A 26,297-nucleotide genomic window follows, 5' to 3' on the forward strand; every position below is an offset into this window, starting at 1 on the left:
GACTGGCGTACCGGGCACTAACGGAAAACTATTGTGTCCGTTCATCGGTTAATTGAATTGGAATAGCGTACAGTTCGAAGGGGAGCCACGCCGCGGCCGGGGCGCTTCTCACCGGTGCCGCGAGGCGGCCGGTCGATCGCTGTCGGGTTCGGGCGGGTACCCGCCGAGACGGCGCGACGGCCGGGGGGCGTCCGGCGTGGCGACTCACGTGTAATACGGCCAGTACAGCGCTCGTCCGGCCTTCACCAGCGGCCAGAGGGGGCTACAGCCGCGCTCCCAGACGAAAACCGGGACGGCCCGTCCGCCGAACCCTTCCTTGAATCTGAAGACGCCGTCCTCGAAGTCCGTGTTCGTGCTCCCGAAGTCGTAGGTCTCGTAGCCGTGGTCGATCCCCCACCGGAAGACGTGATCGTAGAGCAGTTCCGAGGCGTGATCGTCGAAATACTCCCGCGGAACGGCGGCGAAAAAGCCGTGAATCGCATCGCGTTCGTCGTCGAGCACCTCGAGCATCCCGCCCGCGTACTCGCCGTCGATCCGGAGCGTCAGCAAGAGGAGACGGTCGTCCATCGCCTGCAACGCCTCGAAGAACGAGACGGGGTACACGGCCCCGCCGACGCGATCCATGACGCGTTCGTAGGTCCGGTAGAACCGCCGGAGCGTCTCGCCCGTGATCTCCTCCTCGACGATTTCGTGGTCGATAGTTTGTCCGTGTTCGATCCCCCGCCGCCGGGACCGACTCATGTCCGCGAGGAGTTCGTCGTGTCCCTTCGTGAGATCGAGCAGGAACCGACACTCCCGCCGGTAGGGGCGATAGCCCCGCGACTGGAGCGCGTCGTTGTACCGGAGATAGCTCGAATCCAACCCCCGAATCTGGTGAACGACCGTCCGGCCACGACAGAGGCCCGGGACGGTGCCGATCACGCGCTCGAGGGAGTCGGCCGTCTCCGTCGGGAGCAACGGCCCGCCAAAGCCCGGGTACAACGACGACAGGCGGGTAAACGGCGTCTTCTCGATTTCGACCACGAAGTTCGGCATCCCGCCGATCGTGTTGCCGTCCTTGGTGACCTCGAGATGGCGGGGCGTATAACCGAGTCCCGTCTCGATCGCCTCGAGCCACTCGTAACGGTGGAACACGCTGCCGCGACTCGAGCGCTCGACGATCCCGTTCCACTGCGCTCGCCCGATGTCGCGGATCGAGTCGACGACGGTCACCTCGAGAGTCGACCCCTCGTTTCGCGCGGTGCGTCCGTGATTCGCGAACAGCGACCCGATGCGATGGAGTCTCGAGCGAGGGTTGCCGCCGGTCTTCTGTGCCATCGTCCGACGGAACCAGAGGCAGCCTATTTGGTACTCCGTCCATTCCCGCCCGGAGCGATGACGGTAACGACCCGCAACCGATCGGGCGTCGGGAGCGGCGAGCGGTAGCAGCCGGCTACTCGCGCGCTCGCGGCTATGGGGCCGATCACACCCGTGGCCGCGCCGTCGCCGGACTCGAGCGAGCGGCGACGGTCGCCGACGGCCGAGACGGCGTGCGGACGCGGACGGCGCTCAGTCGGAGCCCGCCGGCGGGTTCCGCGGCGGATCGTCGACGATCCGTATGGAGCCGTCCCCGTCGACGACGACAGTGTGACCCTCGTAGCCGAACGTCACACGAATCGGGCGGTCGCCGTGCTCGACGAGCGCCGTCAACGCCTCGACGGCCACGGCGTCGTAGAGCGGGTCGAGTTCGGTTTCGTCGACGCCGGTTATCGTCGTGATACCCCGAAGGATCGCCTGGACGGTCGTCTCGCTGGACTTCCGTTCCGTCACGAACGGGGTTCCGCCATCGGCTCCGTCGACATCGTGATTCTGGAAGTCAGTCATACTGCCGTGTGAAGGATACGGAGCGGCGACAATCAACGTTCTCCCAATGTGTTTTGTGGGTGGCGGTCCGGACGACCGACAGAACGGCCACCGGACCCGACCCCGTCGCACCGACTCGAGCGAGCGACCCGCTCCACCCGCACCCGCGACCCTCACCACGGCGGTCATCACTCATCGTCCAGCCTCGAGAGCGCGTCGGGCCACACGCGACAGCCACAGGGCGTCGCGTAGGCCTCCATCGGCCCGTCGACCGTCGTCGCCACCATCGACTCACCACACCGCGGACAGGGCGGCAACACACCCCCGTCGTCCGCCGCCCGCTCGCCCGCAGGCGCACCATCTCCGCTCTCGGCATCGTTCGTCATCGCACCCCCCGCTCGAGGCCGACGGCAGTCTCAAAGCCGGCCACTGCAGGCGGTTCTAGTGAGCGATTCCGTTGTCGTGCGGGACGTTTATATCCCGGTAGAATGTACGCAATCATTGCTTGCAAATCCCTGGTGGGATTTGGAAGCTACGTCTCGGGTGTCCTACCACCCGGGGCTTTAATATACACCCCCTGCGGCTTGCGGAGCGTAGCTTCCGTTCTGATTTCTAACTGTTAGTTACTTATATCTATTGTTCGTCGGCGGAAGGGATGGGGCTGGCTTCATCATACGACCGTACAGAGATACCAATGAAGTTATACAATCTGTAGAAAATTATAACGTATGGAAAGCAAACGGTTATTTCGGTTACTTACAGCTGCACTGAGTGTGATCGGGCTCTCTATGGCTGTCTTGGGAATTATCCGTGAGACTCTCGTTGGGATTGCGCTTGGCGTAATTGCTGCGGTCGTTGGCATATTACTCTATGTGCTAGAACAACAAACTACTATTGAACCAGACCTGGAAAATATGGACCTGAGTACCATACCAATCCGAATGATTACTATTATTTCGTTATTTATTTTCATCTCCTACTTACTATCCACAAGTACTAGTACGAATCTGTCCGCGCTCGTTATCTTTCCATCTTCGATACTGCTCACAACGAGCGGAGCCTTGCTTGGAGGTATTCTTGGAGTCGTTCACTTACCATTGCTCAAATTCGAATACTATTCAAGGAACACTGAACGGATTTCTAACACACTTCCCTTTGGAATCTTTGCCGGACTCGTCATCTTTTTTCCACCCACTTGCCTACCGTATGCGCTTTCGTATTTGATTTGTACACTCCTCACTATTGGCCATAGGCCCCCAAATAATAGTCGTCAAAATTAAACATATGGCTATTGTGGGGCCAATTCAGCTTAGGTTTTTGCTTTAGTAGCCACCACGATTCCGCGTTCTCGCAACGGTTCCCGACGAACCCGATGAGATAACGCACCGTACGGCAGCAGAATGCCAGTCGTGAGCAGTATCAACAGGAGCATCCTGCCGTACCCCGATTCGATTGCCCCCACCCCATACGCTGGTACAAGCGGGCCGAGTCCAATGGAACTCAAGAACTCGTTCAGAAACAGCCGAAACACGGCCCACAAAGACGCGAAAATGGTAATTCCCGGAACGAACAGCGTAATGAGAAACTCATTGATTATCGTCCCCGGATCGTCTGCATCGTACATAGCATACCGACTCCGTTTCCCTTCTCGGACGCGGTCAGTCCGTGCTCGCTCGAGCGTGCGGAGAGAGCAACTGTCAGAGCCGGAGGACTCGTCGTACCTGTGCCTTCGGTTCCCCCTCCGTTCGGTCCACACCACTCGCTTACGTGCCGTCGCGGTCGAGTCGCTCATCGCGGGTATACTTCCCGTGATAGACGAGCATATCGACGCCCATCAACCCCAGCGACAGCCCGCCAATGGCGACGACCACGACGAACAGCAGCCCAGTCCCACTTTCAACGAACCCCAGCGGGAGCGAGAATCCGAGCAACACGTTTCCGAGACCGCTCCACCGGTACCATGCCCAACGGGCAGTCAGCCGGGTATCGGTCGCCGCGACGATATCACAGACGCCGGCAAGCCCCATCAGCGTCACCTGCGCGAGCAACACCGGCGTCTCGAGGAGCCCGCCCCCGAGAACGGCGATCCCGCCGGCGACGAGGATCAGAAAGGCACCAACGACCGCACTGAGTCGCCGATTGAGCCGTTCGTTCATCTCTCTTCTGCCAGCGGACGGCCGATTCGATCTAGCGTCTTCGATTCCATACACCTCCCCGTTTCTCCTCCTACTAATTAACTATCAATCATATGTCTCACAGCGATACTCTCGCGTCGCGAACCCGCTCGTCGCTCCCGACCCACGACTCGCATCCTCGCCACGAGAAGCGGCCGATTCGATAGCCGCCTCGGAGTGACAACCCCCCGAACTGAGACGTTTCCGCTCGCTCGTGCTACTCGCTTTAGGGCTGTAACTCAGCGGGCTTCAACGCCCTCCTTCGACGACGACTTGCAGCGCTCGTGAATGTGCCCGCGGCGCAGAATAGTGGACTCGTCGGGATGGTTGCCCACTCCGTTTCGACGTATCTGGTTCTGTATTGCATGTTTTCAGTTGTTGAGGTGCTTGCGGCGGACCTGCATCTTCTCCTTGTCAGTCCGTGCATCGTAGTGCCGATACAGGACATCGAGCGAGACGTCCATTCGCTCACCCACCGTCTCAGGTGGGGTATCGTTGTTCAGGTGATTCGTGATCGCACCGCGACGAACCGCGTGCGGCGATCGTGCCGATGGGCACTTACTGAGTGAGGCGTTGCGACCTCGAGCATCACACTCCTCTTGAGTACGTCCATGTGGACAGTCTGAGTAGGAGCAAGGGTGCAACGCCCGGACGACCCAGTTATAGATCGTACCAGGCTTCGGTCGGGTTCCCTTCTGAGTCGTGAACAGCGGTCGGCGACCGTACTCGTCGACGGTTTCCTTTCGATCAGGGTTGTCGACGTAGTCCTCGAGGACCTGGAACGTCTGCAGTCCCAGATAGACCCACCGCTCGCCGCCCTCGCCGTTCTTGAGTTTCGTCCCCTCGTCGATCCGATGCTCGACCCGAATCGCGTGTTCGTCTGACTCGAGGTCGTCAACGTCGAGCGAGTGAACAGCGCTCCGGCGCATCCCTGTCTCCCACATGAGCGTCAGCAACGCGTGTGCGCGGCTCGCGTACTGGTGCCGGTTGTAGTACGCCAGTGCCCGCTCTGCACGATCCGCGGAGAGGAACACGTCTTTCGACTCGGCCCCGTCCGGCAGCTCCGGCGCGTGGACCTTCTCGGCGAGCCCTTCCTCGACGGCTTCGATATCGGCCCACCAGCGGAGCGCGACCCGAATGCTACTGAGCTGTTTCTGTAGCGTGATCGCGGCGATATCCCCGCGTCGCCACGCGACGAAATCGGCGATGTCGCGACCGGAGAGGTCGTTCAGGTTGTCGATGTCGCGCTCGTCACACCACTCGAGGAAGTAGTTGAGTCGTGTCCGTGCGTTCTGGAGCGTCGACTCCCGAACACTGGGCTCGCGATGGCGGAGGAACCGCTCGACGCCTTCCTCGGGTGACAGCGGCTCGAGATCGTCGCTCATGCTTCGACCTCCCCGAGTTCGGACTGATCGTCGGTGAGCTGGCGACGGCCTCGAGAGTTCTCCGGCTGGATGTTCCGAACTTGGTCGGCCCAGTCCTCGAGCTGCCGGCGGACGCGCTCGAGTTTGTGATCGAGTTCGTCGACGGACTCGGCGCTGACTTCCGCGCGGATCTTGTCGCGATCGTCGGTCGACGTTCCGCGCGTGAGTTCGGTCGTAATCGAGATCGCGTCGTCCTCGCTCATGCGCTGACCCTCCGTGTAGCGTAGTTACTGAGCCGGCAGAAGACACCGCCTCGGCGGAGTTCTCTACCGTCCTCGGTGTGGACGATGTGGCCGCCAGCGTGACACTCGGTACAGCGGTAGCAGGGCGTATCCGTTGATCCCCACGCGACCCGTCGGGCGGGTTCACCGCAAGTCCTGCAGGTGACCGTCTCGGGTACGGCCGTCATGCCGATCCCTCCTGCAGGTCCTCGAGAACGCGCTCGAGGTCGTTCTCGATGTCCTCGTGCTGGGCGTGCTTCGCGTTGATGTACGCCAGGTCGACGCCGGTTCACAGCTCCGACGAGCGGAGTTCGTGGGCGAACCGGCTCACGATCTCGTCGACGCCACGGTGGCTCTCACCGGCGAGATGGAGCCGGTCGACGATCGTCTTCGGGAGGCCGGTGTCTTCTGGATCCCCGTCGTAGTCGACCATCAACTGGCCGAGGCCGGCGAACGCTTCGACGCGGCCGTCGGCGACGACATCCCAGTCCTCGATGTGGCTCCGAGTGAGTTCGTAGTTCGTCTCGAGATCTTCGCTCTCGAGCAGCGTCTCGACCGCGGCAGGCTTCCAGTTCCGGCGATCGCGGAGCTTCCAGAAGTCGACGAACTCCGCCAGCGTCTCGAGGCGGCGCTCGATCGAGATCGTGACCGGTCGCTTCTCGACTGTGGCATCGCTTCGCTCGGAGACGCGAGTCACCGGGCCCGACGCAGTGACCAGGAACGAGTGCGGGAGCCGGATCGAACCGGGGTCATCGGGCGTCGGCAGCTCGTCGGCAACCGTCGTCGCATCCGGGACGGCAACGCCGCCGTCGGTGGCCACATCAGGCTCCGAAACTTGTAGTCCGCAAGCCTCTGCGCGCCGGTAGACACTCTCCTCGAGCAGTGCCTCGGCTTCGGGCAGCAGCGTGTAGCTGTTCGTTCGCCCGTCGAGTTCGCCGCGCTCGAGGAGATCGTCATCGACCAGGCTGTCGAGGTTCTGGTACAGCCGCCCATGGAGGACTTCGTCGTGGTGCTGCTCGAGCCGTTCCTTGATCGCGAGACCGTAGGGGTCCTCGCCGACGGACTCGATGGCGGCGATCGCCTCGAGGATGTCGCGCTGGAACCCGGAGAGATCGCCCCAGGCGATGCCGCCGTCGGCGACTAGTTCGGGCTCGGCGTCGTAGTCCTCGGCGAGTTCGTCCGCGCAGTCCTCGCAGACGTAGCCGTCGGGCGTGAAGACTGCCTTCCAGTTGGTGCAGCCCGGCGTATCGCAGGTGTAGGGACTGCGGGCGTTCATCGGCTCACCCCCTGCTCGTTTCGAGTGGCCAGGTGGTCGTCGATCGCCGTGTTGATCGCCGTCGCCGAGCGCATTCCCTCGCCGTGGATCACGTCGAGGGTGGCGATAACCTCGGTGAGAACAGCGTTCTGGTACCGCAGCTCGCTCACGATCGTCTCGAGCGTATCGACCTGATGTCGTTCCTCGGGCGAGCCCACAGTGGGACCGCCGTCAGCGCGGATAGCCGCGCACGATCGGCAGGCTGGTTCGTTGAATCGAGCGTCGTAGCACTCCGCTCGAGCGCCGCAGGCGCAGCGAGCGTTAGACCTTTTGGCTGACGATGCCTCTTGCCGTGCGTGGGGTGTCTGCCCCACTGAAGTTCCGGAGTTCATACTCTGATCGACGGAGCTACCTTCTGGGCGGCGTGCCAGCGCCGCCCGGTCTCACATACCAACAAGAGTCATCTTCAGCCGAATTGGTAGCTCCTTATCCGCTACCAATGAACTGGTGTTGCACAAATGTAACTCTGTGTCTAAATGGCACTATCCGGGACAAATAGGGTACTAAACGGTGTAAAGGGTACACGAATGCGAAAATCTGGATCATGGATGACGATCTGGGACGATCGGATTCTCGAGTATATCCGAAACGAAGAATCTGGTTCGCCGAAGGAGCTCGAGGACAGCGGATACGTTCGAGTCTCAAAGTCCCATATTTCTCGTCGCCTTCGAAAACTCGCAGAACATGGACTACTTACTCATCTCGGCAACGGTGTCTATGTGATTACAGAACGGGGTGAAGCATATCTCGATGGGGAACTCGACACGAGTGAAGACGCACCAGACTCATCTATCGATGTTCAGAGTTGTTCGGCAGTTCGCTGCACCCAGCGGTAGTACTACTGCTTCGCGATTAATCTTCTGCTGACTTCTCAAGATGAGCAAGCGCTGAATTATTCGGATCGACATCTTCGACGAACCGTAGCAGCCGTCGCGTTGCCGTCGGATTCTCCTCGATGTGCTCGAGGAAGTGAACCATCCCCTGAAGCGCGACGTTCTGCTTGTGGTAGTCCCACGTTCGGAGCTGGATTCTGAGGTCCTTGTCGGTGATGACCTTCACGCCCTCGTCCTGCAAGGTTTCTCGAGCATCGGCTTCGACCTCTCGGCAGGCGGCGATCGAGATCGTGGTCGATCGCTCGGCTAATTTCATCATGGTACCGAGTTCAGTATCGATATTCGACTCGTCGATGACTCGGTCCTTCGCTTCGACCGAGATCATGAGGTCCGGTCCGTGGTAGCCGTCGATGTCGCCGAACCGATGCTGACGCGAGGACCCCGTTCGGACGCCGCTCGCACGGAGCGACAGGTGCGGCCACTCGGCCGTCGCGTAGCCGTACACCATCGCCTGATAGGCCAGCCCGCCCATCTCGTTGTCGTCTTTGCGCTCGTAATCGTTCAGGACCTCGAGGAACGGCTGCGAGAACGCCGGCTCCCGCTTCGGGTAGTCCTTCGACTGCAGTCGATCGAGCCCCAGCTCGATGATTCGCTCCGCCGCTTCGCGACGTCCAGGCCCGGAGAGGATGAACGCCGACTCGAGAACCTCGATGTGATCGCGCCAGTTCCCGGTGTAGTGGCCCGGAGCGTTCGGAAAGTTCGTCCGGCTCATCGTCTGGTGGAAGAAGTCGCCGATGTCGTTGATCCGACCTCGGATTCCGACCTCGTGATCGTTGTACCGAAGTGAGAGCGTATCGATGTTCTGGCCCGTTCGATAGTCGACGCCTTTCTGTTCGTACCGCGGGAGGATGTCGTCTTCCCAGTCGAGATCGGGATGAAAGTCTGCGAGCCACGGGTCCGCTTGCGAGAGATCCTCGACGGACAAGATGAAAGAGAGCGCCAGCCCGAGATACCCTTTCCCGCGCTCGTCGTAGATATTCCTGGTCCGATCGACCAGTTCTTCGATTTCGTCGGCTTCGCCAACCGACGATTCATCGTCGTCTTGCTCAGTATACTCGAGAAGACGCTGGTCGCGCTCTACGTCGAAATAGTCGGAGAGAAACTCGTCGATCTTTTCCTCTTCGTCAGCCGTGATATCCACGCTCATTTCTAATATCTCCCCCTCGAGAGGTCTACCACTGAACTCGCCGCCAGCGCTCCCTTTGGAGACGAGCTACGGTTGTAATGTGTATTTCAATAATACATCCGCTAAAGAACTTTCCATCCAAATACCACTTTTGTCAGAACTATCGAGAGGGCGAATGATTAAATACGGTTAAGCGGCAGTCTCCATTAGATGGGTGACCGGACTCTTACCTACGTTGATTTATTTGCCGGTGCAGGAGGACTCTCTATCGGACTGGAGAGGGCCGGCTTTGAGTTGGAACACGCCGTCGAGGTAGACGAAGACGCGAGGTCCACGTTTGCGAGAAACCGGGACGGCATGGAGCCGGACGATATCACGGGAGACATCCGCGACGTGGACAACCAGGAGATCGTCGACCTCGTCGGTCAGGACACGATCGATCTAGTCGCCGGTGGGCCACCGTGTCAGGGATTCTCCGAAGTCGTGAGCCCCGATGGCTCCGACGATCGGAACCATCTCTTTACAAACTTCATCAGCTGGGTGAACGAACTCGAGCCCGACGCGGCGCTCTTCGAGAACGTCCGCGGAATCCAGAACACCGCCGGCGGGAAGTTCCTCGAGGCCGTCGAGGAGTCGTTCGATCTAATCGGTTACGACGTGACTCACAGGATCGTCAAAGCGTCTGACTTCGGCGTCCCTCAGCACCGACGTCGACTCGTCGCGGTCGCGACAAAGAAGGATATCCAGGAGCATCCGTTCGACGGGTTCGAGTTGAACCCGGTGCAGACGCCCGGCGTAATGGACGGAATCGGAGACCTTCCGGAAGTCGACCCCGGTGAAGAGATCACGGAGTATGACGCAGAGCCCCAGACGCTTCTCCAACAGGATCTCAGAAACGATACCGAGGAACTGTCTGCTCACATCGCTGCAAGCCACTCGGACGACATGGTCGAGATGATTTCTCACATCCCCGATGGGGGGAACCGAACGGCCATTCCCGACGAACTACAGCCCTCGTCCGGCTATCACAACTCCTATTCTCGTCTCAGTTCGGTCGAACCCGCAGTTGCGATCACGTCGAATATGTCGAAGCCCTCGAGCGCACGGTGTATCCACCCGTTCCAAGATCGCGGACTCACCCCTCGCGAGGGCGCGAGGCTCCAGACGTTCCCCGATACGTACCGCTTCGACGGCGGCCTCGTCTCGATTCGAAAGCAGATCGGTAACGCAGTGCCACCGTATCTCGGTGAGGCTCTCGGCTACTATCTCAGAGAGAGCATCTACGGCGACGAACTCACCGAGGCCGACCGAAAACGAATCTACGAACTTCGGTGTGGTGCCCTGACTCCAGACGAATTCAGCGATAAACGGACAGAGATCGGTGGCTACGCCAAACAGGCGACGCTGGACTTCGCGGACTGATTGTCGATTGTTGAGGGACTACTTCGTTCCGACAGTCGTTGCCCCTGGATGTACGATCTCTGATTCTCTCGAGATATCGCCCTCGAGGTAAGTCACCTTCCCACGCTCCCGTCGGATTGCTTCCGGCGAGAACTCACCGAGGTAGTGATTCCGAAACGTCTCCCAGTCCTCCCAGCCACCCCAGTCCATCACGACCGACGGTAGGACGCCCTGCTCGAGTAGGTTCGTCCCCCAGGTCCGCCGCAGATCGTGGACGTCGAGGAACGACCAGCCACGATCTCCGCTCTGAGCCTGCAGTCGTTCGGCAGCTCGCTGCACCCAGCGGTAGACCGTCTTAGCGGTCACGTCGACGATGGGTTCGTCCGGTGCGATCCCGGCGGCGTCGGTGTGGGCATCGATGTACGTCGCCAGTTGGTCAGGAACCGGCGGCTCGCGGTAGTGTTCCTGTTTCGCAACGTCCTCCCAGACGCGTAGGTGCGTCCCGGTCGGCGTCTCGACGACATCGGCGGGCGTTATCTGGACAATCTCACAGCGGCGGAGTCCACATCGACCGGCAAGTAGGAACGCGATCATTTGGCGATTGTCCTCCGCTTCGTCGATCACGGTCTGCAGTTCGTCTTCACTCAACCACACGCGCTTCCCTTCGCGTTGCGGGTAGGGCTTCAGTCTCATCGCTGTCCTCGATACTCAGTTTTAGCCCAACAAACCATGAAGAATGGGGTTATCAGTACGGGAATCGGCCCCGATATCGGGGTAAATTGTCCGCGAAGACGGGATTCTCGGACAGCACTATACACCAAAAGAATACTATAGCCTGAAGTTATAGAATAACATGATGAACTCAAAGCTCCTTCCACTGGTGCTCTTAGAAGCAGATGGTGGAGAGCCAATTGAGGGGATTACCAGATACATGAAACTGGTTTTCCTTGCGCAGAAGGAGCATCTCGATAGAGAGATTTACGAGTACAATCCCGGACAGTATGGCCCTTTCTCCAAGGACCTCTACGACGATATAGATAAATTAGAAGAGGAAGGGTTCATAGAACGGATTGATCAAACGACAGCCAAAGGAAACGATAAGCAAGTATATCGTTTGACAGAGAAAGGGGAGAGAACACTCAAACAGGCAAGGGTGTTACCAGAGGACGCTTTCCCAGAAGGATTAGAGAATTTGAAAGATCTGAAAGAAGAATATAACTCAATGGATCTCTGGGACTTACTGGAGTATGTTTATGCGGAGTATCCAGGAATGGCTGAAAATAGCGTTCTTGATATCCCTGTTGGGAAAGCGGCTTAATCCGAGTTGTTATCCTCTTTTTCTTCGCTCGACTCGGCGGACGTGGCGATGGATTTTAACTCTTCCATCTCCTGATCATCTTCCTCCGTTGACTGGGAGTCTGCGTTGTCATTCTGTTGCTTTATCGCTTCTGCCCTGTCAGCATCGGAGATACTGTCAAATTCTACGTGAGATATCCCTTGATTGTGGAGGTATGCATAGCCCGTGTAATTATAATCCTCAGAGATTGTTCCGTTTTCCTCTCGAATAATGCGGCGAGGTTCTTCTAAAAGAATATCTCGGTCCAGACTGATTTCACCCTTATCCTCAACCCTTCCCCAAAGCTCATCACCAGATTGCATGCGAACGCGGACCTGATATTTCTCAGATTCAGATTCGGATTCAATTCTTGAAAAGAACTCATACCAAAGCCCTTGGCGGCTAGCGATGGTCTCTCCACCAAATTCAAACATTCCTAGCACATTCCCAATCAGAAGTGAAATAATCATGAGATGGAAATATACAGAGAGTGTATTTAACGGGGTATCCAAGATAGGCAAGAGGTCAGTATAGGTCAAGATCTCTGTCGAGATACCACTATATAAGAAGTAAGCAATTGTGGCTGAAAGGAGACTTAAGCCGAAGCTCAAAGCAATAGTATCTGTCCTATTAAGCCAATCTGCACGATCTGCGATCAATAATCCGTATTTCACGCCAGCTATCCCAGGAAGTATAAATAGAGTTATTGTAATTAAATTAAATCCTATTGAAATGCCACCTGGCATGAGAGTACTTACAGAGAGTCATTATAGTATACATGTAAAAGAATCGGTTATGAGATATTATAAGATGGATTCAGTCACATGTCTTTAGGGAAGTCATTTGAGTCAATTAGTGATATTTTCCATGTTCGATCTTCTGTTCGAGTCACTTGAACTGGTTGATCTTTCACATTACCATCCTCATCGACGCAACCGAGTGCCCGAAGTTCACTCTTTGGAAGCACAACACCGCCCGACGTTCTACCAACTTGAACCAACTTGTGGATAGGCATAGCGCTCGTTTCGTAAAACGCTCCGAGTCTGTTTAAACATTGGTCTCACCAGTACGAGACTCTGATATTCCCGACCGCTACCACTCACTCGAGAGTCCCATCGAAGCATGGGGACGGACAACCCGCCACCGACTGACGAGAAGCCTATCGACGAAGTCTATCACGACCGGAATCTCCTCGCGATCGCCTTCGCGAGAGCGATCCGGCTCACCTGGGGGCCGGACACTGCGGGCTGGTACTGGCATGACGGCTGGCCCGTCGTCTGGGTCGATACCCCGACTGGCCAGAAATCCTGGCACGTCACGCCCGACCTCGAGGATGTCCTCGAGCGGTCGTCGCTCCAACAGACCGACCCAGAAGGCGGCTACGACGGCCACTCGCGGACGCTCAAGAACTGCCGGCTCGCCCGTTACATCACCGGAGCCTACTGATGACCGAGCGAATCGAGTTCGGCTCGAAAGCGGCGGCCGACCAGTTCCGCGACGAGTACGCCGACCACCTCTGCACCGACGACGATCGCCGGCTCAAAACCGTCGCGATCTCCTCGAGCGCTCCCGACCACGTCCTCGAGGCAACGGCGGTCGACGACCAGCTCACGTCCGTCGCGGGGGTCCAAGACGAACAGTGCGGCCATGCAGTGACTCACTGCGAGGAGGGTGACAGCGATGCTTGCGACTTCCTCGTCGACGAGTGCGATTTCGACAAGGATGAGGTACAGTCGCTCTTGTCCGACCTCGAGGGGGAGATCCCTGAAGACGAAATCTCCGATAAGTGGCTCGGAGCACTCGAGAGGACTTGGACCGGCTACCACAACGCGACGGACACGCTCGAGGCCGCCCTCGAGGTGGCTACCGAGGCGATCAACCACGCCGTCGCAGCGGCACGAGCGATCAACGGCATCCGACGAGCCCACGGCCAAGACGAGATCGAGGAGTTTCGTGACCTCGAGCGCCTGCAGCGGCCGCTGGTATGGGACCCGACCGACGAAATCGCCGCAACACCTGACGCAACCGACCTCAAGGGCCAGAACACGACCGGCGGCTTCGAGCGCGATATCGGACAGTGGGAGTACGAGGCCAGCAACGACGGCCCCGCGTGGCGACTCAAGCGCGACCGGATGGATGGTGGCGAGTTACTCGTCACGATCGCTCGGAACGACCGCGGTCGCGTCGAGCATATCGTCGGCAACCTCGACGAACTCGAGCGACGAGCAGTCGGCGAGTTCCCCACCTGCGACGAGGCCCTCGAGTCGGCCGTCTCGTGGATGGAACGCCATCCGGACGGCATCCCAGGTGGGTGGTTCCGAACCAACGACCGTCAAGTCAATGACGGCCCGGACGACGAACCCGAGGGACCCGGCCAGTTCGGAGCCAGGCACAGCGACACGAAAGTACGTGACGACTTCGAGAGCGACACATGACAGGCTACTTCTGCCCCGTCGAGGGGTGCGACAAACACGACGACGAATGGGACGATGAGAAACCTCCCTTTGCCTCGAGGGAGGCGGTCAGGAGCCACATCAACGCGATGAGCGGCGACGACCATCAGCGAGCAAGGGACCGAGGGACCTGGAAGGAGGCCCCGACCAGCAGTGAAGGCACAGACGGCGAAGGGGTCGAGAGCAGCGACGACCAGCAACCCGAAGGGACCGAGAGCAGCAACGAGCAGCCAGACGAGCAGGCAGCAAGCAGCAACGAAGGGGGCCAACCCAGTCCCTCGAGCAGTGGATCGACCGACGAGAGCAACGATGACCAAGGAGATGAGCAAGTGAAACCCGCAGATAGCACCGACCCGTGGGACCCAGACGAGCAGCAAACCGACCAGCAAAACGGGGCCCCTCAAGGGCCCTCGAGCGGTGGCTCTTCTCGCCCGAGCAGCCCCTCGAGCAGCGGTCTGAATCTCCGAGCCACTGCCATCCTGATCGGGGCGGCCGTCGCGGTGGTCGTACTGATCCTCCTCTGGCGTCGCCGTCGGTCCTCGTCGATCGACGCTGACTCGGCCGACCCGACACCGGACGAAGACGACTCGAGCGGTAACGGCATCGACCGTGAGGCCGGGGGTGGTCTCGTTGACTGACGACCACGACGCCGACCTCGAGGACAGTCCCGATCCAGAACCCGAGCCCGAAGAGTCCCTCGAGGAAGACGCGTACGCCGAGATCGATCCGGAGATCGCCGAACAGGTCGCGGAAGCCGACGCCGAAGATCCCGACGACGAGGTAGACGTCGACGACCCGGCGGAGGAACCGAACGACGACGCCGGCGAAGCCACCACGGGTGATCGAAAGACCGTCGGCCACGTCTACTGTCGGGCCCTCGGTGCCGGCGCGGCGATCAGCCAGGACCGGATGGGCTCGGGTGTCGACGACCGCTCGGCGGTGATCGACGAGTACGCCGACCTCGCGAAGGAACTCGACCTCGACGAGTACATGGACCAGTGGTACCGGGAGAACCTCAGTGGCAGCTCGGAACTCGGGCCCGGTCAAGGGCTCGTGGCGATGACCTCGCTGTTCGCCGTGATGGTCCTCGTCGAGGACACGGAGATGCTCGACGGCGCGATCGACTCGATCGGCGGAGCCACCGCGGAGGTGGAGGCATGAACCTCCGCGAGATCGCGACCGGCGGCGATCCGCGGAAGGCCCTCGCGACGAAGTTCTTCCAGAGCCAGCAGGCCGAGGCCTTCCTCTCGATCGTCGCCCACCGCGAGCGCCGGATCATGGAAGCCGTCGCCGACCTCCAGAAGGCCGTCGACGATGACGACATCGAGCCCATGGAGGGGCTCCCGTCGGTCGACGACCGCGTCGAGCAAATCCGCTCGATGGCGCTGGCGATGATCGACGACTCGCTCCCCTCGTGGTACGTCGAGGAAGCGACCGATATCGACAACGCCGCAGAAGCCGCCCAGTACGCCGACCTTTCCGACGGAGAATGGCAGACGACCAAAGAGACGTGGGCCGACCGCTACCGCGAGCAGGGCGTCGAGGGCGGCGTCGACGAACTCGCCACGGCCCACATCCGGACCCGCTTCGATGTCGATGACCTCGAGACGTTCCGCGAGGCCGTCGTCGAGTGGCCGAACGAGCGCCAGCAAGCTGTCCTCGAGGAGGCACTCGCTGGCGGCCTCGAGATGGCCGAGCATGGGATTCGCGATGTAACCGACGCCGTCGATTCGGAGGATCGATGAACCTCGCGTTCGGTGCCCGGACGAACTGGGGCAAGTCATACGGCCTGCAGGCCTACACCGAGCGCAACGCACCCGAGTACGATCGGACGGTCCTCGTCGACTACAAGGACGAGTACACCGGACTCGTCGAGTCGGGGCTCCTGCAGCGACTCCCGCTCAGACCGGGAACTGACGACCTCTCACGGGCCGAGTGGCGACGTATCTTCGAGGACAACGGCAGCCTGCAACTCGCTCGCGACGGCATGACCGACGACGCCTGGCGCGAGGCGATCGCGACCGCTATCGCCGCACTCGCCCAGCTCGAGGAACGCACGTTCCTGGGACTGGACGAGGCCCATCGTCTCGCGCCACAGCGGGACGGCTACCCCGACGAGTTCGACACGCTCGCAACGACGTGGCACGGCGACGGGATGGGCGTCGCGTGGGTCACCCAACGGTTCGCGAAGCTCGACGAGGACATCGCCTCGCAGTGTCAGGCCTCGATGCTCGGCGGGTTCGGCTCGGGCAACGATCTCGACAAGGTCCGCGGGATCGTCGAGTATCCAGCCGATGTCCACAAGGCCGATGCCGAAACTTGCCCGCGGACGCTCCCCGACGCGTTGCTCGTCGACGGCGAACCGCTCACCCTTCGCCGGTTCAGCGACGACGCGGGCAACACGATCGGCTCCGAGTGGATCTACTCGGACGATACCACCCTTAGACGCATCGATTCACGCGACTGGACGCTCGAGAGTACCCACTACGGCAGCGATCGGGTCCGGATCAAACACCCCTTCGACGACTAACTCACGATGCGAACCGACATCACGCTCCGCGGGAGCAAGGCCGACCAGTTCGAACGGATTCAAGACCACCTCGAGGACCGGCGCGGTCACGAACTTTCGCGGGCCGATGTCGTTGGGGCCTTAATGGCGGACTACGAGCAGGACCTCGAGGACACCCGTAGCGGTTCCCTTCTCCAACGTAGCGGGTAATGAGCCCGCGATCGCCGAATTAGTGATCCGGCCGTCTCTCGAGGATGTCGAAGATATCGATCGCTTTGTACTCCTGATTCCGCTGTTTGCCAGTCGTCTCGACGAGGACTCCGTCCGATACTAACTCCTCGATGGCGTTGTACGCGGTCTGTCGACTGACATCGAACTCGTCTTGGACATCGTTTGCGGTGAAGTACGGCATGTCGAAGACGCCCCGCGCAAGGCGATGGCTCGTTTTCTGGTGCGGATACCGTTGCTCGTAGTCGCGTCGAAGTTCTATCAGCCGCTGTGTTCGCTCGTACGAGTCTCGTGCCTGCACCTCGATCCCTTCGAGGAAGAACGCGATCCAGTCGCGCCAGTCCCCGGTTTCGCTCACAGCGCGCATCTTCTCGACGTATTCCTGCTTGTTGCGATTGAAGTAGGCACTCGGATAGAGATACGGCTCGCTCAGATAGCCCTCAGCGCAGAGCTGTAAGACGATGAGAATGCGGCCAAGTCGGCCGTTTCCGTCCTCACAGGGGTGAATCGTCTCGAACTGGTAATGCGTAATCGCGAGATCGACGAGCGGGTGATATTGGCCGCCCATCTGAATGTACGTCTCCAGCGAGTCCATCAGCTCGGGCACCGATTGATGCGGCGGGGGAACGAACGGCGGTTGACTGGCGTACGGAGAGGGAAGGTGGACATCGGTCGTCCGCCAGTCTCCGACGACCTCACCCTCGTTCCGGACGTTTTCGAGGAGCAACTCGTGGAGCGACTGGAGGAGATCGAGCGTTATCGGCTCGCCCTGTTTGATCGCGTTGAATCCCTTCTGAAGGGCGTGTTCGGCGTTCAGGACCTCCTGCAAGTCCCGACTCACGTCGACGGTCTCGTCTCCGCTGGTCCGCGTGTGATGGGCGTATACCTCGTCCACGTCGACATCGGCCCCTTCTATTTCGGCGGTCTCGACGGCCTCGAGGCGGACAAGTGACGTGTAGAGGACCGGCGAGAAATCGACGGTTGGACTGATTCCGTCGATCCGGCCGAGTTGAAAGGACGCGTCGGCGATACGCTCCGTGAGTTCGTCGTCGATATCGATCCCTGTCAAGAGGGGGAGCTTGTCCGGAATGTAGTATGGATGTGGATGAGACTCGCGATAGTGGCCGGGAGCCCCTTCCGGAAGTTCTCGAGTCCGCATTTGACTATACCACGAACTCCGGCCTGTTAATCATACCGCACTTAAACCGATTTGATTACTCGTGTCTGAGGCGGCCCCACTCAAAATACGAGACGGGAGGTTTGGAGAACGGGTCCCTCGTGACAGCGGTTGACTGCGGATTACCGCGGACCGCCACCAGCTACGTCGGCTAACTGCGGACCTGACGCGCTCTTATATCCGAATTCGGCCAGTTGATCGGATCGCATGGCGATGAATTTCGATCAGGCCACGCAGGCCCTGACTGACAGCGACGTGTGGATGGATGTCGGCTTCGTCGCGGGCGGCTATCTCGCTCCGTACCTCGTCGACACCGCGACTGGGACGATGCTCCCGCCGGAGGTCTTCGGTCTCGGTGGAATGACCCTCGGCGAGATGGTCGTCAACAACCGTGCGTTCACCCTCGGCTCGGGCGCGTTCGTCGTCCGAGAAGCAGCGGCTCGGTTCAACCTCGAAAACCAGATTCAGGAGGTACTGGCCTAAATGAGCCTCTCGCTCTACGCCGCCCTCGGCGACTCAAGCAAGTACGTCGAGACGGAGACGAACATCCCCGACCAGCTGACGCCGATTCTCTCGATCGAGCCCAAGGACGGCGTAGGTGTTCTCATCCGCAACGCCGTCGACATGGGGAGCAAGGTCGGCCTCCCGATCTACGCGAAGCTTCGCGATGCCGACGGGAACCCGCTCCCTGCAGACACTCGGGTCGCGCTCGGCTACCAGGCTCCGACCGACGAGAGCATTCAGGTCGTCTCCGACCCGAAGTCGACGATCGCGAGCTACATCAAAAACTCCGTCTCGGACCAGCAGGACGACCGTAAGGTCGACGCGGTCAAACACCAGCTCAAGGGCTCCAAGCTCGAGGTGCGGGACATCGACGACGCGTACATCCTCGTCGATTCCTCCGAGCAGATCGACCACGCAGGCCCGTTCGATCGCCCCGTCGTGGGGTTCACCCTCGAGTGCCTCGTTGGTCGCGTGGTGCATCTCGTGGTCGTCCTCGGGACTGCTGTCGGTCGACACCACGTCGATCAACTCGAGGAAGTCGGCCTTCCGGAGCGTACAGAGATGGGCGCACGGGCCGTCGTGGTACTCCCAGCCCTTGCAGTCGCACCGACCGATATACTCGCCGTCCTCGATCCCGAGCGCGCAGTAGTGAACGCTCTCGCCGTCTCTGAGCGTGACCTTGTAGCCGAACCGGCCGAACGATTCGATCAGCGCCTCCCGTGGGTCCGCTCGAGCCCACGACTCCGTCTCGCCGTCGCGTTCTGTAAGGAAGTCGAGTGGTCCACCATCTGATGGTGACTGGAAGGTACTCACGCGAACCATCCCGATTTCCTTCGATCTAATCGCCGGACGGCGTCGGCCCGGTTGATTTCGGAGGAATCACTCGGATTTTTGCCCGGTTGTTTCCGACCGAGGTCGGAGAGCAAACTATTTTCCCGAGCGCTAACGATGCGACTTAGCGGATAGTTCGAAGTGTCAAAACAGCGGAATGGACTCGTCGGGATTTGAACCCGAGGCCTCTTCCTTGCGAAGGAAGCGATCTACCACTGATCTACGAGCCCTCGCCCGTTCCTAACCCCGGTTTCTATTTGTAGCTTGTGTTTCGAGGGCGGCGCGGGACACGACACCACGGGGGCCGGACTCGAGGCGGACACTCACCAGCCGTCGATCGAACGGCCACGAATGCGTCGTGTCCGAGTCCAATGCCGTGGCGCTCACCGGGTGCCGTTCGTCGTCGAGTCTCAACTGCCCATGGAGTCCGTCCGAGCGCTCGAGCCGACCGCGAGGATGCGAGCGCGTCCGCCGACGGCCCCAACCAGGAAGCCGGCGAAGTGGGCGATCAGCGCAACGCCGGGTGAGGCGGTCGCGAGGGTGACCGCAGTCGCGAGCCCGAGAAAGACGAGGACAGCGAGCCACTGTGGCACGTCGACGAACGAGGCCAGCCCCGTCGAGAGCCGGTTCGACGCGACGAGATAGCCGAGCAGGGCGAAGACGGCACCGCTGGCCCCGAGGACGGCCGTCGGCGCGACGGGAACGAACGGCAGCGAGGCGAAGACGCCGGTCAGAGCGACCTGGGCAATACCGGCAATCGCGCCCGTACCCGCGAAAAAGGCGTGAAAGCGCCACCGCGTCGTGGCCCGCGCGACCGGCCAGCCGAAGACGAGCAACGCGAGGGCGTTCGAGACGAGATGACCCAGCCCGCTGTGGGCGTAGACGCTCGTCACGATCGTCCACGGGTTCGTCGTCAGCGGCGGTGCGAGGACGAAAAACGTGCCCATCATACCCGCGAACGCGGTGATCCCCTGGGAGGCGAAGACGACCACGAAGGCGACGAGCACCTCGAGTACGGGGCTGCTCGAGTTCGCGTCCGACCGGTCCCGTCCGGGATCGGACCGCGCGTAGGACCCCGACCGTGACCGCGAGTGTCTCGCCATACGGGTGGCTGCGACGGCGAGCGACAAAAGTCCCGGCACTTACTGGTCGGGGGTGCGATCGGGCGGCATGCGAAGGGTGTGGGGAGCCTGGTGACGCCGAGGCAGCCGTGACCACCCTGGCCGTTCGATGCGTTTAGCTACCGCTACTGGGATGCGTTCGACGGCCGCAAAAACGGGGAAATAGCTCGAATTCGGCTCGTGATCGAACCGGCCTCGATGAGCGCTTAGTCTTCGAGGACGATTTCGATCGAAACGTCGTTTGGCACCTGAATGCGCATGAGCTGTCGGAGTGCGCGTTCGTCGGCGTCCAGATCGATCAGGCGCTTGTGGACGCGCATCTCCCAGTGCTCCCACGTCGCAGTGCCCTCGCCGTCAGGCGACTTCCGGGTCGGCACCTCGAGAGTCTTCGTCGGTAGCGGAATCGGTCCGCTCAGGTTGACGCCGGTGTTGTTCGCAATCTCGCGGACGTCGTCGCAGATGTCGTCGAGGTCGTCTGGACTCGTGCCCGCGAGTCGAACGCGTGCCTGCTGCATTTATTTCTCGTGGACGTCGAGGACCTTGCCAGCTGCGATGGTCTGACCCATGTCGCGGATGGCGAAGCTCCCGAGTTCGGGAATCTCGCTGGACGGCTCGATGCTGAGGGGCTTTTGCGGTCGGATGGTGACCACAGCAGCGTCACCCGACTGGATGAAGTCGGGGTTCTCCTCGGCGACCTCGCCGCTCGAGGGGTCCATCTTCTTGTCGATGGACTCGATCGTACAGGCGACCTGTGCCGTGTGGGCGTGGAAGACCGGCGTGTAGCCGGCCGTGATCACGCTGGGGTGTTGCATGACGACGATCTGTGCCTGGAACGTCTCGGCGACGCTTGGCGGATCGTCGGCGGGGCCACAGACGTCACCGCGGCGGATGTCGTCCTTACCGATGCCGCGGACGTTGAATCCGACGTTGTCGCCGGGCTCTGCTTTGGGCACCTCTTCGTGGTGCATCTCGATCGTCTTGACCTCGCCGCCCACGTCGCTGGGCTGGAAGGAGACGTTGTCGCCGGTGTTCAGGAGACCGGTCTCGATACGTCCGACGGGGACGGTACCGATACCGGAAATGGTGTAGACGTCCTGAATCGGCAGTCGGAGCGGCGCGTCCGTCGGTGGCTCCGGCTCGGGCAGGTCGTTCAGGGCCTCGAGCAGGATTTCGCCGTCGTACCACGGCGTGTTGTCGGACTCCTCGGCGATGTTGTCGCCTTCGAACGCCGAGATCGGGATGAACGAGGCGTCCTCGGTGTTGAACTGGACCTGCTTGAGCAGCTGGTTGACCTCTTCGACGACCTCGTCGTACGTCGACTCCTCGTAGTCGACGATGTCCATCTTGTTGATGCCGATGATGAGTTCGTCGATACCGAGGGTTCGAGCCAGGAAGACGTGCTCCTGGGTCTGGGGCGCGACACCGTCGTCAGCAGCGACGACGAGGACGGCGTTGTCCGCCTGGGATGCGCCCGTGATCATGTTCTTCACGAAGTCGCGGTGACCCGGACAGTCGACGATTGTGAAGTCGTAGGCGTCCGTGGAGAACTCCTGGTGGGCGATGTCGATGGTGACACCACGCTCTCGCTCCTCGGCGAGGTTGTCCATGACGTAGGCGAACTCGAAGCCGCCCTTGCCCTTCTCTTCTGCTTCTTCGCGGTGCTGTTCGATGACGTGCTCGGGTACGCTCCCCGTCTCGTAGAGGAGTCGTCCCACGAGCGTACTCTTCCCGTGGTCAACGTGACCGATGATGGCCAGGTTCTGGTGTTGGTCGCTCATTGTTGTAGCTCACGCGCAGAGGCGCTTATATCGGTCCCTTTGGCTCGTTGCGGTTAAAACCATTTCGAAAGCGTATTCTCCCCATCCCGACGCCGTCTTGCGGTTTGGCTAGCATTCACACGACACGGAACGTTCGAAAGACGGCAACCGCCGGTGAGAACCCGGCCCGAGAAGCGGTGAGAACTCGCCGACGAGCACCGAAATGCCGACACGCACGCGTCGATGGTCTCCACCCGGCGAGGGCGACGACGGAAACCCGCGGTTCGACGACATCGGTCCGGACCGGTCGGCCACACGACAGTGAAATGGACGAGAAAGGGAGTCAACCGAGACGGAAATCGGCGCGCGTCACGGACACCCGACCGATCTCACAGCGGCGGCAGCCGACCGACATCCGAAAGCACTGCCGTCGCGGTCTCCGGACCACCGGCACCGCGGCCACTCGAGTGGAGCGAGCCGGCGTGTCGCGTCTCGATCTGGACGATGTTCCGCGTGCCGGTCACGGCCAGCGCGCCGCTTTCGGGGACGAGCCGCGGTCCGACGCGGACGCCGTCGCGGGTCGCCTCGCCGATGAGGCGGATCGTCCGGCCGTCTTCGGCGGCGAGATCGAGCGCGCTGCCGGGGATCGACTGGATGCCCTCGACCGTCGCGTCCGCGAGCGAAAAGCCGCCGTCGGCGAGCACGTTCGCGAGGATGACGAACTTGAGCGCGGCGTCGGTGCCGTCGACGTCGAACGTCGGATCGGCCTCGGCGACGCCGAGGTCCTGAGCCTCCCCGAGGACGTGGTCGTAGTCCAGCCCCTCGGCCGCCATCCGAGTGAGGATGAAGTTCGCGGTGCCGTTGAGCACGCCCCGGACTGCGGTGACGGCCTGTGGCGTGCAGTCCTCGATCGTCGAGAGCACCGGAATCGCACCGCCGACGGTCGCCTCGAGGCGGATCGAACCCGCACTGTCGGCCTCGAGCGCGCGGAGTTCCTCGTAGCGCTCGGCGACCGGCCCCTTGTTCGCTAGCACGACGTGGCGGTCGGCCTCGAGTGCGCGCTCGACGTGCGTGAAGCCGGGTTCGGCGTCGCCAAGCGTCGTCGGCGTCGCCTCGACGAGCACGTCGTAGTCGGTGTCGAAGACGTCGTCGGGGCTGCCGGTCCCGAGGGCCTCGTCGCTGGCTTTGCGCTCGAGGACATCGTCGACGGCGATCCCGTCGGGATCGACTGCGGCGGACGTGGAGTCGGCGAGCGCGACGACCTCGTGGTCGTACTCGCCGGCGAGGTCGGCGACCGAACGACCGACATCGCCGGCACCGAGGATCGCGAGTCGCATCAGGCCTCACCTCCGAGCAGGGGTTCGACGACGGTCAGGTCCTTGTCGGTGCCGATCGATCGGATGGCCGCGAGCACGTCCCCGGAGCGACCGGAGTCGATCGCGAGTCGCGCACGCGCACTCGAGATTCCGTTAGTACCCTCCGGTGCGGCCAAGGAGAGGTCCTGGACGACGGCGTCGGCCTCGTCCTCGATCCGCGAGAGGGTATTCGAGAGGTCGGTTTCGACGAGGTTGCCGACCAGCACGACGCTGATCGCTTCGCCGTAGTGCTCCGCGCCGGCCTGAATGATATTCACACCGGCGTCGCGGAGTCCCTCGACCACGTCGTCGAATCGATCCGGCGGACACTCGAGGTCGACCTCGACGGGGATGTGCCCGCGGGGCGTGATATTGCCGCGCTCGTGGTGAATGCTCAACAAGTTCCCGCCGTTGTCGGCGATCGGGGCGAGCGCGCGGAGCAACTCGCCGGGTTCGTCGACGAGTTCGAGCCGGACGGTATAGGCCCGGAGGCCGCCGTCGGTCTCGGCGTCGGGGTCGTCCTCGTCGCCGGACTCCGGCGCGTTACCCATCGCCGACACCTCCCGCCTGTAGGCGTCTACTCGTCATGATATCTAATGTCCGTAGTGGGCGCGTAAAAGAATATAGGACTTCCCAAAACTAACCGCCCCTGTCAACAAGGACCACGCGGATCGGGACGTCCGGACCGATGCAACGCGTGGGACTCAGAGGTGATCCTTCCCCGGATTCGACGAGCCCCAGTCGCCGCGGCCGCCTTCGGTCCGATCGACGCCCATGATCGATTCGGGCTGATCGGGTCCGCCGAGGCTGTCGCGCGCGTCGGGGACTCGGACGGTGACCTCGTCGATCTCGGGCCACGTGATGAGTTCGGCCTCGATGTTGCCGGTCGTTACGTCGCTGACCGAACAGCCCGAGCACCCGCCGCCGAGTTCGATGATGACCTCGCCGGTTTCGGGGTCGGCCGCCCGCACCGCGCTGGTCCCTCCGTGCATCTGGATGATCGGCATTTCCCGGGCCATCCACTGCTCGACGCGTTCCTTCAGGGACGGGTCGTCCGCGGAATCAGTCATAGGTCGTACTAGACGCTCGAGCGGGGAATAAGTTGGGTCACACGTCCGAATACCGTCGAATTAATCCTGAACGTTTCCGCGGCGGCGTAGCCGCTCGAGGGCGACCCCGCCACCGACGAGGCCGGCGATGCCGGTGAAGCCGGGGATCGAGTCATCGGCGTCCCCGGTCCCGTTCCCGCCGGAGTCGCGGTCGCCGCCGGTATCGGTTCCGTTGCCGGTCGCATCGGTATCGTCGTCCCCCCAGTCTTCGGGAGCCTGAAGCGAAGGGGGGTCGGCCTGTTCGCCGGCTTCGATCGGGAACGTGTAGAGTGCCCCGTCGATCGACGCGTTCGGGATCGCTTCCGTACTGCTCGCGAGGAACGTTTCCCCGGGGTCGACGACGCGTGCGGTCCAGAATCCCGTCCGCTCGGGGTCGCGCCACCAGGCGATCCGTTCGGGAGCGGTCGGGTCGGAGACATCGTGTATCTTGACCCCCGCTCGGTACCACGAGGAGTAGAGGTGTCCGTCGCGAAGCTCGAAGTTGTGCGAGGTGGTCCACATGCCGCCCCTGCGGGACTCGTCGATCGTCCGCGGCGGATCGATCGACCCCCGGCGTGTCGGGCGAGCGGGATCGCTCACGTCGTAGAGGTCGATCCCGCCCGGTCGGTCGGGGTCCGACCCACCGGTGGCCCAGGCCTCCCGGCCGACCGCCAGCAGGTCCCCCGCGTCGTCGACCATCGCGTAGTGGTCGTTGCCGGGCAGCCCGTAGACGGGCTCGATCGGGTCGTCAATCTGGCGTTGGTCCGCGAGGGAGGTCGTTCGAACGTGTGAAACGTAGCTGGGATCGGTCGGGTCGCTGATGTCGACCAGATAGGTCCCGGCGTTCCAGAAGGGGAGATAGGCGATGTCGTCGTGGACGTAGATATCGTGCAGGTAGCGAGCGAGCCAGACGATATCTCCCCACCTGGGTTCGTGGTCCAGCAGGGACCAGTAGCCGAGTTGCGTGATTTCGTCACCACCGATGTCGAGGATCACGAGCGCGTTCCGGTCCACCGTGTTGACGGGGACGAACAGCAATTCGTCCTCGAGATAGCAGTTGTGGACGTGGTAGCCGGTTTCGTACGCGCCGGTCGGGACGGGGGCGGCGGGATCGCTCACGTCGTAGCAGCGAACGCCCAGATACTGGTCGTCCGAGCCGACCGGGCTCACGGACTGGGCGGGGCCGGCGACGACTAGTCGGTCGCCATCGACGGCCAGATCGAGGAGGTTCGTTAGCGGGCTCCCGTCGATTTCGACGCCGCGTTCTTCGGCGAGCACCGTCGGTTCGGCGGGATCGCTGACATCGACGGTGACGAAGCCGGTCGTCGCGGCGACGTACGCGGTCTCGCCGTCGTCGCCGACGACGGCCTCCGCGGCGTTGTCGATCGAAACGCGGCCGAGCGGTTCGTAGCCGGCCGACTGTCGGGTGACGGCGGCGCTCGGACGGGACGCCGCGAGGCCGCCCGGCAGGGACAGGGCGAGACCGGCGGCTCCACTCCGCTCGAGGAACGCTCTCCGCTCCATACGCAACACAGCCGGACG

General features: G+C 61.5%; 30 protein-coding genes, 1 tRNA gene and 2 pseudogenes. 11 read left to right on the plus strand and 22 right to left on the minus strand.

All coding sequences use genetic code 11. The features are described 5' to 3' along the window. Positions 1 to 204 precede the first annotated feature (204 nt). The 9 genes and pseudogenes from FGF80_RS07190 to FGF80_RS19540 all read right to left on the minus strand — a co-directional run bounded on the left by FGF80_RS07190 (position 205) and on the right by FGF80_RS19540 (position 7,134). Positions 205 to 1,317, minus strand: coding sequence for a lipid II:glycine glycyltransferase FemX (locus tag FGF80_RS07190; RefSeq protein ID WP_138653051.1), 1,113 nt, complete (start codon positions 1,315 to 1,317; stop codon positions 205 to 207). A gap of 231 nt (positions 1,318 to 1,548) precedes the next feature. Next, a complete protein-coding gene (locus FGF80_RS07195; RefSeq protein WP_138653053.1) occupies positions 1,549 to 1,863 on the minus strand; it encodes a HalOD1 output domain-containing protein in 315 nt (104 codons plus the stop codon). 167 nt (positions 1,864 to 2,030) lie between these two features. Then, positions 2,031 to 2,228, minus strand: a complete 198-nt coding sequence (locus tag FGF80_RS07200) for a hypothetical protein (protein WP_138653055.1) — start codon at positions 2,226 to 2,228, stop codon at positions 2,031 to 2,033. A 923-nt stretch (positions 2,229 to 3,151) separates the two neighbouring features. Beyond that, positions 3,152 to 3,466 (minus strand): hypothetical protein, encoded by a 315-nt coding sequence (locus FGF80_RS07205; RefSeq protein ID WP_138653057.1) that lies wholly within the window; start codon positions 3,464 to 3,466, stop codon positions 3,152 to 3,154. Between the two features lie 139 nt (positions 3,467 to 3,605). Next, a complete protein-coding gene (locus FGF80_RS07210) occupies positions 3,606 to 3,998 on the minus strand; it encodes a hypothetical protein (protein ID WP_138653059.1) in 393 nt (130 codons plus the stop codon). 389 nt (positions 3,999 to 4,387) lie between these two features. Further along, the gene (locus FGF80_RS07215) at positions 4,388 to 5,401 is read right to left on the minus strand and encodes a tyrosine-type recombinase/integrase (RefSeq protein ID WP_138653061.1); all 1,014 of its coding nucleotides are present in this window, start codon (positions 5,399 to 5,401) and stop codon (positions 4,388 to 4,390) included. Continuing rightward, a complete protein-coding gene (locus FGF80_RS07220) occupies positions 5,398 to 5,643 on the minus strand; it encodes a DUF7389 domain-containing protein (protein ID WP_138653063.1) in 246 nt (81 codons plus the stop codon). The genes FGF80_RS07215 and FGF80_RS07220 overlap by 4 nt, the downstream gene beginning before the upstream one ends. 820 nt (positions 5,644 to 6,463) lie before the next feature. Continuing rightward, positions 6,464 to 6,937 (minus strand): annotated as a pseudogene (locus FGF80_RS07230) (helix-turn-helix transcriptional regulator); the annotation flags it as partial. After that, positions 6,934 to 7,134, minus strand: a complete 201-nt coding sequence (locus FGF80_RS19540) for a hypothetical protein (protein WP_238705358.1) — start codon at positions 7,132 to 7,134, stop codon at positions 6,934 to 6,936. The gene FGF80_RS19540 and the pseudogene FGF80_RS07230, both read right to left, overlap by 4 nt. A gap of 369 nt (positions 7,135 to 7,503) precedes the next feature. Between FGF80_RS19540 and FGF80_RS19545 the strand changes: the two genes are divergently transcribed. Continuing rightward, entirely contained in the window at positions 7,504 to 7,812 is a 309-nt protein-coding gene (locus FGF80_RS19545) for a helix-turn-helix domain-containing protein (protein ID WP_138655498.1), read from the plus strand. A gap of 16 nt (positions 7,813 to 7,828) precedes the next feature. On the opposite strand, the gene FGF80_RS07245 is transcribed toward FGF80_RS19545, so the two are convergent. Further along, the gene (locus tag FGF80_RS07245; RefSeq protein WP_138653067.1) at positions 7,829 to 9,016 is read right to left on the minus strand and encodes a hypothetical protein; all 1,188 of its coding nucleotides are present in this window, start codon (positions 9,014 to 9,016) and stop codon (positions 7,829 to 7,831) included. A 189-nt stretch (positions 9,017 to 9,205) separates the two neighbouring features. On the opposite strand from FGF80_RS07245, the gene FGF80_RS07250 reads away from it, so the two are divergent. Continuing rightward, the gene (locus FGF80_RS07250) at positions 9,206 to 10,417 is read left to right on the plus strand and encodes a DNA cytosine methyltransferase (RefSeq protein WP_138653069.1); all 1,212 of its coding nucleotides are present in this window, start codon (positions 9,206 to 9,208) and stop codon (positions 10,415 to 10,417) included. Between the two features lie 18 nt (positions 10,418 to 10,435). On the opposite strand, the gene FGF80_RS07255 is transcribed toward FGF80_RS07250, so the two are convergent. Then, positions 10,436 to 11,089 carry a tyrosine-type recombinase/integrase gene (locus FGF80_RS07255; RefSeq protein ID WP_138653071.1) on the minus strand — a complete coding sequence of 218 codons (654 nt, stop codon included), beginning with the start codon at positions 11,087 to 11,089 and terminating at the stop codon, positions 10,436 to 10,438. A 163-nt stretch (positions 11,090 to 11,252) separates the two neighbouring features. Here FGF80_RS07255 and FGF80_RS07260 point away from each other — a divergent pair, with 163 nt between their 5' ends. Then, positions 11,253 to 11,714 (plus strand): PadR family transcriptional regulator, encoded by a 462-nt coding sequence (locus FGF80_RS07260; protein WP_138653073.1) that lies wholly within the window; start codon positions 11,253 to 11,255, stop codon positions 11,712 to 11,714. Here FGF80_RS07260 and FGF80_RS07265 read toward each other — a convergent pair. Further along, positions 11,711 to 12,478, minus strand: a complete 768-nt coding sequence (locus FGF80_RS07265) for a hypothetical protein (protein ID WP_138653075.1) — start codon at positions 12,476 to 12,478, stop codon at positions 11,711 to 11,713. The genes FGF80_RS07260 and FGF80_RS07265 overlap by 4 nt on opposite strands. 376 nt (positions 12,479 to 12,854) lie before the next feature. On the opposite strand from FGF80_RS07265, the gene FGF80_RS07275 reads away from it, so the two are divergent. From FGF80_RS07275 to FGF80_RS07305, 7 genes are read left to right on the plus strand one after another with little or no spacing between them, the layout of a single operon-like run. After that, entirely contained in the window at positions 12,855 to 13,178 is a 324-nt protein-coding gene (locus FGF80_RS07275) for a hypothetical protein (protein ID WP_138653079.1), read from the plus strand. Then, positions 13,178 to 14,167 carry a hypothetical protein gene (locus FGF80_RS19550; protein WP_238705359.1) on the plus strand — a complete coding sequence of 330 codons (990 nt, stop codon included), beginning with the start codon at positions 13,178 to 13,180 and terminating at the stop codon, positions 14,165 to 14,167. The genes FGF80_RS07275 and FGF80_RS19550 overlap by 1 nt, the downstream gene beginning before the upstream one ends. Continuing rightward, positions 14,164 to 14,823 (plus strand): hypothetical protein, encoded by a 660-nt coding sequence (locus FGF80_RS07285; RefSeq protein WP_138653081.1) that lies wholly within the window; start codon positions 14,164 to 14,166, stop codon positions 14,821 to 14,823. Before FGF80_RS19550 ends, FGF80_RS07285 begins: the two co-directional genes overlap by 4 nt. After that, on the plus strand, positions 14,807 to 15,346 hold the full coding sequence (locus FGF80_RS07290) for a hypothetical protein (RefSeq protein ID WP_138653083.1): 540 nt from the start codon (positions 14,807 to 14,809) through the stop codon (positions 15,344 to 15,346). The genes FGF80_RS07285 and FGF80_RS07290 overlap by 17 nt, the downstream gene beginning before the upstream one ends. After that, positions 15,343 to 15,930 carry a hypothetical protein gene (locus FGF80_RS07295; protein ID WP_138653085.1) on the plus strand — a complete coding sequence of 196 codons (588 nt, stop codon included), beginning with the start codon at positions 15,343 to 15,345 and terminating at the stop codon, positions 15,928 to 15,930. Before FGF80_RS07290 ends, FGF80_RS07295 begins: the two co-directional genes overlap by 4 nt. After that, complete coding sequence (locus tag FGF80_RS07300; RefSeq protein WP_138653087.1) at positions 15,927 to 16,715, plus strand: ATP-binding protein; 789 nt, start codon at positions 15,927 to 15,929, stop codon at positions 16,713 to 16,715. The genes FGF80_RS07295 and FGF80_RS07300 overlap by 4 nt, the downstream gene beginning before the upstream one ends. A 6-nt stretch (positions 16,716 to 16,721) precedes the next feature. Then, complete coding sequence (locus FGF80_RS07305; RefSeq protein ID WP_138653089.1) at positions 16,722 to 16,904, plus strand: hypothetical protein; 183 nt, start codon at positions 16,722 to 16,724, stop codon at positions 16,902 to 16,904. Positions 16,905 to 16,923: 19 nt separating this feature from the next. Here the strand turns inward: FGF80_RS07305 and FGF80_RS07310 are convergent, their stop codons facing one another. Beyond that, a complete protein-coding gene (locus FGF80_RS07310; protein ID WP_138653091.1) occupies positions 16,924 to 18,081 on the minus strand; it encodes a Fic family protein in 1,158 nt (385 codons plus the stop codon). Between the two features lie 225 nt (positions 18,082 to 18,306). On the opposite strand from FGF80_RS07310, the gene FGF80_RS07315 reads away from it, so the two are divergent. Then, positions 18,307 to 18,582, plus strand: a complete 276-nt coding sequence (locus tag FGF80_RS07315) for a hypothetical protein (protein WP_138653093.1) — start codon at positions 18,307 to 18,309, stop codon at positions 18,580 to 18,582. A 441-nt stretch (positions 18,583 to 19,023) separates the two neighbouring features. Here FGF80_RS07315 and FGF80_RS19840 read toward each other — a convergent pair. The 9 genes and pseudogenes from FGF80_RS19840 to FGF80_RS07365 form a co-directional block, all read right to left on the minus strand. After that, positions 19,024 to 19,416, minus strand: a pseudogene (locus FGF80_RS19840) (SWIM zinc finger family protein); the annotation flags it as partial. Positions 19,417 to 19,592: 176 nt separating this feature from the next. After that, positions 19,593 to 19,664 (minus strand) — tRNA-Ala (locus tag FGF80_RS07330). Between the two features lie 180 nt (positions 19,665 to 19,844). After that, a complete protein-coding gene (locus FGF80_RS07335; protein WP_138653095.1) occupies positions 19,845 to 20,537 on the minus strand; it encodes a rhomboid family intramembrane serine protease in 693 nt (230 codons plus the stop codon). Positions 20,538 to 20,761: 224 nt separating this feature from the next. After that, a complete protein-coding gene (gene rpsJ / locus FGF80_RS07340) occupies positions 20,762 to 21,070 on the minus strand; it encodes a 30S ribosomal protein S10 (RefSeq protein WP_004215311.1) in 309 nt (102 codons plus the stop codon). Then, complete coding sequence (tuf, locus tag FGF80_RS07345; RefSeq protein ID WP_130171397.1) at positions 21,071 to 22,333, minus strand: translation elongation factor EF-1 subunit alpha; 1,263 nt, start codon at positions 22,331 to 22,333, stop codon at positions 21,071 to 21,073. Between the two features lie 368 nt (positions 22,334 to 22,701). Next, the gene (locus FGF80_RS07350; protein WP_138653097.1) at positions 22,702 to 23,649 is read right to left on the minus strand and encodes a homoserine dehydrogenase; all 948 of its coding nucleotides are present in this window, start codon (positions 23,647 to 23,649) and stop codon (positions 22,702 to 22,704) included. Next, complete coding sequence (locus FGF80_RS07355; RefSeq protein ID WP_006185838.1) at positions 23,649 to 24,218, minus strand: hypothetical protein; 570 nt, start codon at positions 24,216 to 24,218, stop codon at positions 23,649 to 23,651. Before FGF80_RS07355 ends, FGF80_RS07350 begins: the two co-directional genes overlap by 1 nt. A 153-nt stretch (positions 24,219 to 24,371) precedes the next feature. After that, complete coding sequence (locus FGF80_RS07360; RefSeq protein ID WP_138653099.1) at positions 24,372 to 24,737, minus strand: NifU family protein; 366 nt, start codon at positions 24,735 to 24,737, stop codon at positions 24,372 to 24,374. Positions 24,738 to 24,797: 60 nt separating this feature from the next. Next, positions 24,798 to 26,279, minus strand: a complete 1,482-nt coding sequence (locus tag FGF80_RS07365; protein ID WP_138653101.1) for an LVIVD repeat-containing protein — start codon at positions 26,277 to 26,279, stop codon at positions 24,798 to 24,800. Between the last annotated feature and the right edge of the window lie 18 nt (positions 26,280 to 26,297).

Source organism: Natrinema pallidum (assembly GCF_005890195.1).
In the GTDB taxonomy this organism is placed as follows: Archaea; Halobacteriota; Halobacteria; order Halobacteriales; family Natrialbaceae; genus Natrinema; species Natrinema pallidum.